Origin of the sequence: Staphylococcus succinus (assembly GCF_029024945.1) — a bacterium.
Lineage (GTDB): Bacteria > Bacillota > Bacilli > Staphylococcales > Staphylococcaceae > Staphylococcus > Staphylococcus succinus.
In genome coordinates, this window is record NZ_CP118976.1 from 417,141 (window position 1) to 431,318 (window position 14,178).

Genomic DNA, 14,178 nt, shown 5'->3' on the forward strand with positions numbered 1-14,178 from the left:
ATAAGCACATTTCAACTACCTTTGTTGAGATGTGCTTATTTTGTTATTGTTGCTTTTATTTTTGAAATGAGATAGCCGTTGTTTACAATAAAAATCATTAGCAAGATTAAGGTGAATAGAACTTAGATGTAAAAGTAATTATAGATACTTAAAAATAAAAAATCATACAAGGTTTTCAGAAGATGGATTATCTAAAGCTCTTGTATGAGATTGAATTGAGTTAAAAGATGATATTTGTTTTATCAAACTTGATTGTGAATCATTAGGCACGCTATTCGTTTCTGTTGTAGTTTGTTTAGAAGTGTTATTGATATGATCCACGTTTTCAACACGTTTAGAATTATCAGTATCTAAAACCGAATTTTTCATGTCATTTCCTTGCATGCTACCGATTAAAATCAAGATTAAATAGCTACAAGTTAATACGGATACAATGACAAGGTAAATTGAAACGGTTAGTTTTACAGGTCTACTCATAAACTGCCTCCTAAATAGCTCTATTAGTACTTTCACATATAACTTAACATTTAAATTTTAATATCATGTAAAGATGTAGTAAATTTTGCATATTTGTTTATTACAATTTATTGCTAGAGTAGTAACTATTATTTTTATTTTTTTATTAAAATAAAGATATTTTTTAATTTCCATAAAACGCCGTCATATAAGTGTTTTCAAAAGTCTTAAGTTTAATATTACACTAAATGTAAATCTTTATTTACAAATTATTAACAACCCCTTTAAACAGTTAAAACTAAATCAATAACAGCATGATAGCATATCTGTAATGAATGGTAGGAAATGATTAAGCAGTATGAGAACAATACATAAGCTTTACGTATTGTATGACCCCATATGATTGACCTATCTTAAAATTTCATAAAACTTTAACTACGCTGATGAAAAGAGGGACAAAATTTGCTACTGATCATAATATGTGTAGGGTTAATTCTTTGGTTGGGCATTGTTGAGAAACAAAGGCATTCCAACAGATTGGAAAAAATCCCAATACGCATCAATATTAATGGTATTAGAGGTAAATCTACTATAACAAGATTAATTTATAGTATTTTACGTGAAGATAAATACCGAGTAATAGGTAAAACAACAGGGACTGATGCACGTTTACTGTATTGGTTTACACCTAGAGAATATCCAGTTTATAGGAAACCACAAGGTGCTAATATCGGAGAACAACGTGACATTATTCGCAAGGTTGTGAAGCAAAAGGGTAATGCACTTGTGAACGAATGTATGGCAGTTAATCCAGATTATCAAATTACCTTCCAACGAGATTTAGTTAAAGCAAACATTGGCGTTATTGTTAACGTAATGGAAGATCATATGGATGTCTTAGGTCCTACATTGAAAGAAGTTGCAGAAGCATTTACAGCTACAATTCCTTATAAAGGACATCTTGTAGTTATGAAAGATGATTACACAGACTTTTTTGCCAAAGTAGCTAAAAGACGTAAAACAAAACTTATAGTAGTAGATAAAGAAGAGGTGCCTGAATCTTATTTAAGAAAGTTTGGTTACATTGTGTTCCCAGATAACGTAGCAATTGCTATGGGTGTAGCAGAAGCATTAGGTATTGATCGAGATACTGCTTTAAGAGGCATGCTCAATGCGCCACCAGATGTAGGTGCCGTTGAAGTTAAATACTTTAATGCAAACCAAACTACAAACGTTTATGTAAATGCATTTGCAGCGAATGAACCTCAGTCAACAAAAGCGATATTAAATAAAGTGGAAAGTTACAATTATCCATACCGAAAAGTTGTTATCGTATTAAATTGTCGTGATGACAGAGTGGATCGAACGAGACAATTTGTTGAGAACTTTATAACAGAAGTTGAATTTGACACTTTAATTTGTACTGGTAAAAGTACCCAAATGGTCACTGACGCAATGAAGGGTCAGAAACACAAAAAATATCTAAACTTTGAAGGTAAAGATATGAAACAAGTTGAAGATGCGTTGTACAAGGAATCTGAAAATGCCCTGATTTTCTGTGTAGGTAATATACACGGTCCAGGTAAACAAATAGCGCAATATATAGAAGGGATCAAATAATATGATAGGTTCAGAGTTATATTTTTCATTATTTGTAGGCATTGTGCTCAGTTTAATCTTTGCCGAAAAATTTGGTATCAGCCCAGCAGGTTTAGTTGTACCAGGATACTTAGCACTTATATTTGACCAACCAATAATGTTATTATCCGTGCTAATTATTAGTTGTATTACATATTTTATAGTAAATCATGGCATCAGTCGTTTCGTAATTTTATACGGGCGCAGGAAATTTGCAGCAATGATACTAACGGGTATGGTATTAAAATTTGTATTCGATTTGCTCTATCCTATAACCCCGTTTGAAATGGTTGAAATGTCTGGTATAGGTGTTGTTATTCCAGGAATCATAGCTAATACGATACAAAAACAAGGTGTCATTATCACTTTATCTACATGTATGCTGCTAACATGTATCACTTACGTCATCTTATTCTTATATAGCTTTATCAATTAGTAAGGAGCATAAATATGAAGAATTCTAAACGATTTTCTATAGATGAGCGTGTATTAAAATGGACGAAACGCCATAAAAAGCGCAACTCCATATACACCAGTATCATTCTAATAATAGCTATTGTACTTATAGTATTTGCTATGAACTCAGAAAAGATAGTCCCCGTTAAAGCTATGAGTAAAAGTCAAGGTGACATAAGGATGACTTATTTAGGCAATGTGGAGTTAAATAACCATATCCGAAAAAATAATATCAATGAATCATTTGGTGCTATTAAAGATATTTTAAAAGGAAGTGATTATTCAACAGCAAGTTTAAAACTTTCCGAGTTTTCAAATGATAAAAAAACGAATATTAACAATAACTTAGAGAATGTAATGTTTTTAAAGGAATTAAACGTTAAAAGTTTGAATATTGTTAACCAAGTTACAGATAATATAACAGCTAGAGATTTTAGCAAAGCTGTGGAAGCACAAGCGGGCTATAATTATTTAACTGGAAATGGTTCTAACCCGATAAATAGTAAAACAGTGCAACAAACTGTTAAAGGGAAAAAAATCGCTAATGTTTCATTTACTGATGTTGAATCCGATTATACAGATCCAATAAAAAATACAACCTCAGTAAGTTTAGAACCCAATATTTTTATTCCTTTAATAAAAAAACTTAAAGAAAATAATGATTATGTCGTCGTCAACGTAGACTGGGGTATTACCGATGAACGAGCAGTTACAACGAGGCAAAGACAATATGCACATGCACTTTCAGATGCTGGTGCTGATGTAATTATTGGACATAACACAGTAGTTCAAAAAATAGAGAAATATAAAGGAACAAGCATCTTTTATAGTTTGGGTAATGTTACATCAGAAGGATTTCTATCTAAGAATAAACAAGGATTGGCAGTGCAACAAAATTGGAATGGAAAGCAATCGCAATTTATGGTTACACCAATTAAATCACAAGCAGGAAAAATTACTGAAGCACGCCCTAATAAAGTAGAAGAAATTAAAATGCTAAATAATATTCAAAGTAAAAGCGTGAAGCTTAAAAAAGAGAATGGAGGGTACATATATGAACATTAAAGAACATTGGGTAAGTATTACAGTCATTGCAGTAGTATTAGTCATTTTTCTATTAATTATATTCGCTAAAGCGAATGAAGGACTTGATCCATATGAGCTAAATGAACTTAAATCATCTCATCATCAATATTTGTCTAAAGGAGCTTAGTTATGAGTATTTATAATCGAAAAACGCTCATCGTAATATTACTCCTAACTATAATCATTTCTATCCTGTTTTTTATGGCAACCAAAAAAGATAACTATGATAAAGATGATTTATATGAGAATAAAATTGCTGATCATGATCAAGATACATCAGACAAAAATTACGGTGTTGCTTCAAATAACCCCATAGCAACACGTGTGGGCGAAAAAATATTGAAAGACGGTGGTAATGCAGTTGATGCCTCCATGGGTGTGTCCTATGCGCTTGCTATAACAGAACCACACTCATCTGGTTTAGGTGGTGGTGGTGCCATGTTATCTTACGACGGTCAACCTAATGTTGCGCCGAAGCAATGGCAATATAAAGATATATCTTCTTTTAATTTTAAAAATAAAGATCAAACAGGTACCCCAGGATTTGTGCGTGGTCTGCATGATGCCCATAAAGAAGCAGGAAAGATGGATGAAAAGAAAATTATGAATTACGTTATCCCTCTTGCTGAAGATGGATTTGAAGTCGATTCTGAATTAGAACGTAGTTTGAAGCTTTATGGTTCTGATGTTGATAGAGATTCTCCTTTCTTTGATGGTAAACAAACCAAAAGAGAGGGAGATGTTATAAAACAACCAGAATTAGCTGAAACATTAAGAGGGATTAGAGATAAAGGTCCTGATTATTTTTATGACAAAGTTGGTAAGAGTATTTCTAAACAACTTGATGATAAATTGACAGAAAAAGATTTTAAGAGTTATAAATCAGAGAAAAAAGAACCTGTGAGTACAGATTACTTAAATAATAAAGTATATTCTGCGTCTAATCCATTAGGTGGCACATTAATGCTACAAGGATTAAAAATTGATGAAGCAACTGATAATCAAGCTGCCCCAGATAATCGCTTAGATTACATAACTGGCATATTGAAATCAAGAGCACTGATGTACAGAAATAGAGATATCGTAAATGGTCAGGATGAAGATTATGATGAATACTTATCGCAAGACTATTTATTAGGCAAGTTGAATGAAATTAACTTTAATAGTAATTTTAATACGACAAATGTTGATAATACGAGTACGACACATTTCGTTGTTATTGATAAAGACGGTAAGTTAACAAGCACTACAAATACGTTATCTAGCTTCTTTGGAACAGGTAAGTTTATGAAAGAGGGCTTTTATATGAACAACTCTTTATCAAACTTTTCTTCGAACCCTGCGAGTCCGAATTATGCTGGTAAACATAAAGAGCCTAGGTCATTTACAGCGCCAAGTATAGTAGTTGGACCGGATTATTATATGGGCATTGGTACACCAGGTGGTAATAAAATACCAACCACGATTAACGAAGTGCTTATAGATTATTTGAGAGGTAACGGTACACTACAAGAATCTATTGATAAGCCACGCTTCTATAATGATTATGGCAAAATTTTCTATGAAAATGCGACGAACAAGCAAGATATTGATATTTTCAAGAGTTTAGGTTTCCAAGTTGAAGAGAAACGTAATGACCCTAACTTTGGAAGTGTTCAAGCTGCATTATATAATCGAAATGATAAGACAGTAGAAATTGGTCACGATGTAGGTAATAGATAATCAAGTTGATATAAGATGATTAGATATCCTATAAACTACGATAAGGAAAGGCTTAAATAAAACATAAAAGCAAGTGGATATCCTATTGCAGGATGTCTACTGGCTTTTTGCATTTAGAGAGTAAACTTCAGGTAATGTGAACTGAAGTTCAAATAATATAGAAAATAATATAAGTATGACAATGATTAACTTGAGGCAATATGGATATAACTAGAAAAGAAATTTGAAAATTGGTAATATTATACTTAAATATTAACTTTGTACACTATTGGTGGGAGGTATTTTTTTAAGTATTCATATAGAGAAATTCAATAAATTTTACAATAATAATAACTATGAATGAACCGGATATTTAGGAGGAAAATATATGATATATGCTGGTATATTAGCTGGAGGTATTGGTTCGAGAATGGGAAACGTTCCTTTACCTAAACAATTCTTAGATTTAGATGGCAAGCCGATACTTATTCATACAGTTGAAAAATTCTTACTTACAAGTGAATTTGATAAAATTTTTATTGCAACACCTCAAAAATGGATTTCACATACAAAAGATACTTTACGTAAACATAATATTACTGACGACAGAATTGAAGTTGTACAAGGTGGTTCCGACCGCAATGAAACGATTATGAACATCATTCATGCAGTTGAAGTAGAAAATGGAGTCAATGAAGAAGATGTAATTATAACGCATGATGCAGTACGTCCGTTTTTAACGCGACGTATCATCAAAGAAAATATAGAAACTGTGATTCAACATGGTGCGGTTGATACCGTGATACCAGCTACAGATACCATTATTACTTCGGATGATGGGGAATCCATTCAATCTATCCCTGTAAGAAGTGAAATGTATCAAGGGCAAACCCCTCAATCATTTAATATTCAATTGTTAAAACATACTTACAATGAGTTATCAAATGAGAATAAGAAAATATTGACGGATGCTTGTAAGATACTGGTAGTGGCAGGTAAACCTGTGAAAATTGTCATGGGAGAATTATACAATATTAAAATTACGACCCCTTATGATCTTAAAGTTGCTAACTCAATCATAAAAGGTGGGATGTCGCGTGATTAATCAAGTATATCAACTTGTATCGCCCAGACAATTTGAAGTAACGTACAATAACGAAGATATAAAAAGTGATAAAGTCATTGTACGCCCTTTGTATTTATCTATTTGTGCAGCGGACCAAAGGTATTATACAGGAAGTAGAAATCATAAAGTTTTAGAACAAAAGCTACCTATGTCATTAATTCATGAGGGTGTAGGAGAAGTAGTTTATGACAATAAAGGGATATATCATCCAGGTACAAGAGTACTTATGGTTCCAAATACACCCGTAGAAGAAGATGAAGTGATTGCTGAGAACTATTTAGCAAGTAGCAAATTTAGGTCTAGCGGTTATGATGGATTTATGCAAGATTATGTTTTTATGAATCATGATAGAGTAGTTGAAATAGATGAGGGTATAGAAGATTTAAGTACGATTGCCTATTCTGAATTAGTAACAGTGAGTTGGCATGCAATACAACGCTTTGAACGTAAATCTATTGCTTATAAGAATAGTTTTGCAGTTTGGGGAGATGGGAATTTAGGATATATAACTGCTATCTTACTTCACACAGTTTATCCAAACGCTAAAATTTACGTATTTGGTAAAACAGATTATAAACTAAGTCATTTTTCATTTGTAGAAAAGGTCTTTCATATACATGATGTACCTGAAGGTGTAACGTTTGATCATGGTTTTGAATGTGTAGGTGGAAAAGGTAGTCAATCAGCCATTAACCAGATCATCGATTTGATTTCTCCAGAAGGGACGATTAGCTTATTAGGCGTAAATGAATATCCTGTAGAAGTAAATACGCGTTTAGTATTAGAAAAAGGATTAACGCTATTTGGTAGTAGTAGAAGTGGTGTGCAAGACTTTAAAGATATTGCTAATTTATATAAAAATCATCCTGATGTTGTTGAAAAGTTAGCCTTATTAAAAGGAAATGAGTTTGAAGTTAAGAACATTAATGATGCTGTGAAAGCTTTTGAAGAAGATTTATCAACATCATGGGGAAAAACGGTAATTAAATGGATTATGTAATTAGCACATATACTTTCTCGATTCAGCAATCATACTCATTCGCTTGAATCTACACAATTAAGATGAAAGATAAACTTCATAACGCAATTAGAGAGGATTTGTTAAATTGGGTAAATCTAAAATAATAATTGATAATATCTACTGGGAACGTATTCAATTATTTATTGAAGGTCATGTAGATGACATCATAATGAATAAGCACAATTTTATATTACGAAATTTAACTGAGACAAAGGAGCTACTTGCCAATAATGTACAGATAAATGGTAATAAATTTAAAGCACGCTTTAATGTAGCAATTCTTGATAATGGAAACTACCTTCCATCAGGAGAATATTTGTTAATTTATAAAGGTGACTACGATTACATTGGAAATATTAATGAACGATTATTAGATGCAAATGAATATGAGTTAACAGAGGAACAATTAGAAGCATATGAAAACCAGGAAACAGAAAATGGTAAAAACAATTATCTATTAAATTGCTATAAGTGGACATTCAAAAAAGGTGGCAACTCAAAGACAACAGAATATACCGTTAGACCAATGATTTCGAGTGAAGTAAATGAATTTGTATTAAATATTAATTTTAAAGTGCCTGTACCTAAAATGAATCCAGTCAAAGAAAAGATGAAAGAGTTAAAATTAAAATATAATCAATATTCTTTTAATGTACGAAATACAATGTTTAAATTCATTTTTAATACAACAAAATTTTTCCATTTGAAAAAAGGGAATACGGTCTTGTTTACTTCTGATTCAAGAGCCGATATATCTGGGAATTTTGAGTATGTATATAATGAAATGTTAAGACAAAATTTAGACGAAAAATACAAAATTCATTGTTTATTTAAATCTAATATTTCTGCGAGAAGAAACTTTATTGATAAATTTAAATTCCCATATTTACTAGGTAAAGCTGATTATATATTTGTAGATGATTTTCACCCATTACTTTATACTGTGAATTTTAGGAAAAGCCAAGAAATCATTCAAGTTTGGCATGCTGTAGGTGCATTTAAAACTGTTGGATACAGCCGTGCAGGTAAAAAGGGCGGTCCATTTTTCAACTCTGTTAATCATAGAAATTACACAAAAGCCTTTGTGTCATCAGAAACAGATATTCCATTTTATGGGGAGGCTTTTGGGATAAAAGAACAAAATATTATTCCAACTGGTGTACCTAGAACAGATACGTTATTTGACAAAAACTATGAGCAACAAATAGTTGCAGAAATGGAAGAAGTATTACCTATTATTAAAGGAAAAAAAGTAGTGCTTTTTGCGCCTACATTTAGAGGTAATGGTCATCATACTGCACACTATCCATTTTTTAAAATTGATTTTGCAAGATTTGCGCGTTATTGTCGTGAAAATAATGCAGTCGTATTATTTAAAATGCATCCATTTGTTAAAAATAGATTAAGAATTCCTAGAGAATATGAACAATACTTTGTAGATGTATCAGATATGAGAGAAGTAAACGATATCTTGTTTATTACAGACATTTTAATCAGTGATTATTCTTCCTTGGTATACGAATTTGCAGTTTTCAAACGCCCTATGCTATTTTATGCGTTTGATTTAGAAGACTACATTACTTCTCGGGACTTTTATGAACCATATGAGACTTTCGTTCCAGGAAAGATTGTTCAATCATTCGATAATTTAATTACGTCATTAGACAACGAAGATTATGAACTAGAGAAAGTAGAGCCCTTCTTAGATAAACACTTTAAATATCAAGATGGACGCTCTAGTGAACGTTTGGTAAGACATTTATTCGGAAGTTAAGAATATCTATAAGCTAAATATAAGGTTAAATTTTGTGAGTGAAGTGCAAAGGAAAATATAAACTCTAAGTATATGAAGATTGAACAGCACTATTGTTAAGAAATCCATAAAGTAGGATTGTTAACTAACAAGCGACTGATTTTTTAATATCTTTATTGAGCGCAGTATACGACTTTGTAATGGCACTCACTTTTTTACGAGGTGAGGTTAGTAATGAAATTTTCAATTATAGTACCGAGTTATAATTCAGAGGCATATATCAAAGAGCTTATGCAAAGCCTTCAACAACAAACGTTTAATAAAAAAGATTTTGAAGTGATACTTGTTGATGATTGCTCTACAGATGACACACTAAAAATCGTAGAACCTTTTAAGAACACATTGAATTTGGTTGTAAAGCAGCTTGAATTTAATTCAGGTGGACCAGGTAAACCAAGAAATACAGCGTTAGAAATTGCACAAGGGGAGTATGTATTCTTTGTAGATTCTGACGATTACATTAACCCAGATACTTTAAAAGATGTCGCAGGTTTTGTGGACAATAATAATGCTGATGTAGTCTTAGTGAAAATGCAAGGCGTCAATGGTCGTGGAGTGCCAAAATCAATGTTCCAAAGAACCAGTGATTCTGTGACACTTTCCAATTCTAGAATTATGTACACATTGAGTCCTACAAAGTTTTATAGAACCTCACTTCTAAAAAAGCATGGTATTGTATTCCCAGAAGATTTGAAAAGTGCGGAAGACCAATTATTTACTATGAAAGCATATATAAATGCTCAAAAAATAGCAGTACTCTGTGATAAACCATATTATTATGCAACAAAACGTGAAGGGGAACATATGAGTTCAGCTTATGTCTCACCTAAAGATTTTTATCAAGTCATGTCATTGATTACTGAAGAAATCATAAATAGTACGTTAGATAATAAAGATGAAGTATTAGCATATTTCATAGACAGACATTTTTCTTTCTCAAGAACAAACAACTTTTCGTTAAAAATAGCAGATGATAAAAAACAAGAGTGGATGGATGCCTTAGGTGATTTTATCCTAAAAGTACCTTCACGCGTGGATGCATTATTAAAAGATGGGTTAAAACCATTATTATATTATGCACGTAAGAAGGATATGAACCATTATCAAATTGTCGAAGAAAGCTATAAGAATGGTGGATTTTATAACTTTAATGCATACCAAGAAGGATTAGAAATTCAATTCGATAAAGATGAGCCATTTTTTAAATTTCAACAACTTACTAAACCTGATTTAATGCTTACACAATTTAATTTTAATGATAAAGGTTTTAATTTAGAAGTAGAGTTTTTAAAATCCATTATTAATCCTAACCAGGTAGCTACTATGATTCAATTAAAACTTGTTTCGCGAAATAAGAAAGAAATGATTTATATACCTTTAGCAGTTAATGATCAAACACGCTTTAAATTTGGGGTGACTATGGACGAGATTATGCCATATTTAATTAAAGAAAAAGTGTGGGATATATTTTTAGAAATGCGTATTGATAATATGACGATTGAAAAGCGTATTGGTAATAAACGTAAAGCATATCCTTATGAGGCGGAGACAAGCACAATCACGAAAAATGGGAACCACTACTATCGCTTTACACCTTATTTTACAAAAGACTATGATAATTTATCGTTTTATGTAACACAAAATAGGTTGAACGATATGATAGAAGTGAAGGCTGTGGATAAAAATACGATGCAGTTACGAAGTTTAGAATTTAATTATTTAATATCTGAAGGTATGACAGCACTTATGTTAGGAAGTGATTTTACATATGGCTATCTAACTACAGCTACAGATGAAAAATGGATGATATATAAATTGACGCTTTTAAATAAGATAAAAACAAGTGAATTAAAAAAAGACTTTCGTATTGAAACACCGCACTTAGTTTTAAAATATTAATTGTATATAATGGAAAGTGGTCTAATGATATATTAGATCACTTTCTTTAATATACAGCGCGCTGTTATTGATAATCGTTTTCAATTATAGTATCGTGGGAATATGTAGAGTACGATCGTTAATTACATATTTGTAACAGTGTTTGATATTGAAGAAGCAAATGTTGATTGATGTTAAAAGGAGTTATCGATGAAGAATAATAAGATTGATGTTAAAGACTTAATAAATATTGGATTGTTTACGGCTGTCTATTTCATTTTTATAGCACCACCAGGTATTTTAGGCATTATCCCTATTTTTATGGTGTTACTTCCAGCAATGATAGGTTTAATTGGTGCTATTCCTATAATGTTACTACTCAGTAAAACTCAAAAATTTGGAGCGCTGACCATATGTGGAATAGTGGTTAGTTTAATATTAGCAATCATGGGACATCCATGGATAGCATTGATCCTCAGTGTCCCAATAATAATTATTGCAGATGTTATCATGTCTGTTGGACGCTATAAAAGTTGGAAATATAATATTGTAGGTTATATCGTATTTTCATTTTGGTCTGTTGGTAATTTATTGCCATTCTACTTTATGAGAACTTCATATTTATCATTTATTCGAGAAAAATATGGTGCAAATTATGAGGCGACAGTAGCAGGATTATTTTCATTTGGAATGATTCCTGTAATCATTATTACAACAATTGTTGGGGCATGGTTAGGCGCATATATTGCAAAAGGTGTATTGAAAAAGCATTTTAAGCGTGCAGGTATGATTTAATATGTATAATCATATAATAAAGCAAGATAAATTATATAATCTGGACCCAAGAATAAAGTTAGCACTTATGATCATTGTATCGCTTATCTCATTGACCGGTAGTGTAACTGGTAATCAAGTTATAGTGAGATTATTAATTATGTTGATACCAGTCGTATTAATAGTGATGATAGGTAAATATGTAAAAGGTATATCAGCACTTGTACTCATTACTTGTGCTTGGTATGGAGAAGCCTTCATTACAGTTGGTCAGAGTCAATTTGCAACACTAGCAATATTTATTCCTTCAGGTATTGTTACGCGCTTTTTACCGGCACTTGTTATGGGGTATTATATTTTCAAGACTACACAAGTAGAAGTGCTCATCGTTGGGTTGGAAAGTTTGAAGTTACCTAGACAGATTACGATACCTATATCAGTGATGTTTAGATTCATACCGACAATTAAGGTGGAATCAGCTTTAATTAGAGATGCTATGAAAATGAGAGGCATCTCATTGCGATTTGCTTTAAAAAAACCAATTCAATACATAGAATATCGTATTGTACCGATGTTAAGTAGTGTTGTGAAAATAGGCAATGAATTGACTGTTGCTGCAATGACGCGTGGCTTGAATTTAACGCATAGAAGAACAGCTATCATAAAATTAAAGTTAAGTTGGTTGGATTGGTTGTTTTTAGGTATAGGATTATTATTATACATTGCTTATTATCTATTGTGAGGTTAAAAAATGATTGAAATAAAAGGATTATCGTTTAATTATGAAAATGAACAAAAGGCACTGAACGATATAAATCTTACTGTAAATAAAGGGGAAGTGATTTGTTTAACCGGCGCTTCAGGTTGTGGTAAAACGACATTAACGCGCATATTAAACGGAGCAATACCTCATTTTTTTAAGGGGCATATTGAAGGTGAAATAATAATCAATAATAAAGATATGAAAGACCAATCTATCTATGATGTTTCTAAAGAAAGTGGGTCCGTATTTCAGAATCCTAGATCTCAATTTTTTTGCTTGAACACAACAAGTGAACTTGCCTTTGAACCTGAAAATTATGGCGTTAACCCTACGCAAATAAAATCAGATATTGGATATAGCGCATATCAATTTAACCTCGAACATTTACTAGATAGAGGTATTTTTAGCCTTTCAGGAGGAGAAAAGCAACTTATTGCATGCACGGCAATTCAAGTTTCTGGACATGCATTGATTATACTTGATGAACCCTCATCTAACTTAGATTTTAAGATGATTACTAGATTAAAAAGCATGATTGAACTTTGGAAAAGCACAGGAAAGACTATAGTAATTGCGGAGCATCGCTTACACTATTTAATAGATGTAGTAGATCGTTTTATCGTTATGGAGCAAGGAACTATAAAAAAAAGATATGATAATTACACTTTTAATACATTATCACTTGAGACGTTGACTTCATTAGGTTTGAGGCACACGCATCTCACTCATATGAAACCCAAACGAGTTAAAAGTAAAAGTACCACGTATTTAAACTTACATAACTTTTATTTCAGATACAAAGCTAAACAACCACTTGCATTGAATATCGATAAGCTAAAGTTACCTAAAGGAGAAGTGACAGCTTTAATTGGTTACAATGGTTCTGGAAAATCTACGTTTGCACGTTGCTTAACAGGTCTTGAACGTAAATTTAAAGGTAAAGTAAATAATGAAAAGAGTGTATTAACTCGAAACCAGAGATTAAATCATGTATATATGGTTTTTCAAGATGTTAATAATCAGCTATTTGCAGAAAATGTGGAAGAAGAACTGAGATTAAGTAATGATCAATTGAGTGATGAAGCAATTAAATCGTGTTTAACAAGATATGGGATAGCTAGTCATATTGAGCGGCATCCATTAGCACTTTCAGGTGGTGAAAAACAACGTTTAGCCATTGCTAGCGCTGTGGAAACCCAAAGAGACGTTTTAATATTTGATGAACCATCAAGTGGTCTAGATGGTAAAAGAATGAGAGAAATGAGCGAAATTATTAATGATTTGGCCCAGCAAGGGCATACAATAATAGTAATAACTCATGATTATGAGTTATTACTATCATGTGCAGATGAAGTATTACAATTGGAAGCAGGTTCTGTCGTATCACAGTATAGATTAGATGAATATAACTTAGAAAAATTGCAAACGTTCTTTGAAATAGAGAAGCCCTCAGATGAATAATATCT

Annotated in this window: 13 protein-coding genes; 12 read left to right on the forward strand and 1 reads right to left on the reverse strand. The window is 31.9% G+C overall.

Annotated features, from left to right (window positions below; genetic code table 11):
- Positions 1–162 precede the first annotated feature (162 nt).
- Positions 163–477 carry a hypothetical protein gene (locus PYW31_RS01810; RefSeq protein WP_046835940.1) on the reverse strand — a complete coding sequence of 105 codons (315 nt, stop codon included), beginning with the start codon at positions 475–477 and terminating at the stop codon, positions 163–165.
- 441 nt (positions 478–918) lie between these two features.
- Here PYW31_RS01810 and pgsB point away from each other — a divergent pair, with 441 nt between their 5' ends.
- The 12 genes from pgsB to PYW31_RS01870 all read left to right on the forward strand — a co-directional run bounded on the left by pgsB (position 919) and on the right by PYW31_RS01870 (position 14,173).
- Positions 919–2,076: a poly-gamma-glutamate synthase PgsB gene (gene pgsB, locus PYW31_RS01815; RefSeq protein ID WP_046835939.1), complete on the forward strand. Its 1,158-nt coding sequence runs from the start codon at positions 919–921 to the stop codon at positions 2,074–2,076.
- Between the two features lies 1 nt (position 2,077).
- Positions 2,078–2,530, forward strand: a complete 453-nt coding sequence (pgsC, locus tag PYW31_RS01820) for a poly-gamma-glutamate biosynthesis protein PgsC (protein ID WP_046835938.1) — start codon at positions 2,078–2,080, stop codon at positions 2,528–2,530.
- 14 nt (positions 2,531–2,544) lie between these two features.
- Positions 2,545–3,615: a CapA family protein gene (locus PYW31_RS01825; RefSeq protein WP_046835937.1), complete on the forward strand. Its 1,071-nt coding sequence runs from the start codon at positions 2,545–2,547 to the stop codon at positions 3,613–3,615.
- Positions 3,605–3,763, forward strand: coding sequence for a hypothetical protein (locus PYW31_RS01830; protein WP_167693335.1), 159 nt, complete (start codon positions 3,605–3,607; stop codon positions 3,761–3,763). The genes PYW31_RS01825 and PYW31_RS01830 overlap by 11 nt, the downstream gene beginning before the upstream one ends.
- Positions 3,764–3,765: 2 nt before the next feature.
- A complete protein-coding gene (locus PYW31_RS01835) occupies positions 3,766–5,358 on the forward strand; it encodes a gamma-glutamyltransferase (protein ID WP_046835936.1) in 1,593 nt (530 codons plus the stop codon).
- A gap of 367 nt (positions 5,359–5,725) precedes the next feature.
- On the forward strand, positions 5,726–6,442 hold the full coding sequence (locus PYW31_RS01840) for a D-ribitol-5-phosphate cytidylyltransferase (RefSeq protein WP_046835935.1): 717 nt from the start codon (positions 5,726–5,728) through the stop codon (positions 6,440–6,442).
- Positions 6,435–7,463 carry an alcohol dehydrogenase catalytic domain-containing protein gene (locus PYW31_RS01845; RefSeq protein WP_046835934.1) on the forward strand — a complete coding sequence of 343 codons (1,029 nt, stop codon included), beginning with the start codon at positions 6,435–6,437 and terminating at the stop codon, positions 7,461–7,463. Before PYW31_RS01840 ends, PYW31_RS01845 begins: the two co-directional genes overlap by 8 nt.
- A gap of 106 nt (positions 7,464–7,569) precedes the next feature.
- Positions 7,570–9,258, forward strand: coding sequence for a teichoic acid ribitol-phosphate polymerase TarL (tarL, locus tag PYW31_RS01850; RefSeq protein ID WP_046835933.1), 1,689 nt, complete (start codon positions 7,570–7,572; stop codon positions 9,256–9,258).
- 213 nt (positions 9,259–9,471) lie between these two features.
- Positions 9,472–11,196 carry a glycosyltransferase family 2 protein gene (locus PYW31_RS01855; protein ID WP_046835932.1) on the forward strand — a complete coding sequence of 575 codons (1,725 nt, stop codon included), beginning with the start codon at positions 9,472–9,474 and terminating at the stop codon, positions 11,194–11,196.
- Positions 11,197–11,385: 189 nt separating this feature from the next.
- Positions 11,386–11,970, forward strand: coding sequence for an MptD family putative ECF transporter S component (locus PYW31_RS01860; RefSeq protein WP_046835931.1), 585 nt, complete (start codon positions 11,386–11,388; stop codon positions 11,968–11,970).
- A gap of 1 nt (position 11,971) precedes the next feature.
- Positions 11,972–12,691: an energy-coupling factor transporter transmembrane component T gene (locus tag PYW31_RS01865; protein WP_046835930.1), complete on the forward strand. Its 720-nt coding sequence runs from the start codon at positions 11,972–11,974 to the stop codon at positions 12,689–12,691.
- Between the two features lie 9 nt (positions 12,692–12,700).
- Complete coding sequence (locus tag PYW31_RS01870; RefSeq protein ID WP_046835929.1) at positions 12,701–14,173, forward strand: ABC transporter ATP-binding protein; 1,473 nt, start codon at positions 12,701–12,703, stop codon at positions 14,171–14,173.
- Positions 14,174–14,178 lie beyond the last annotated feature (5 nt).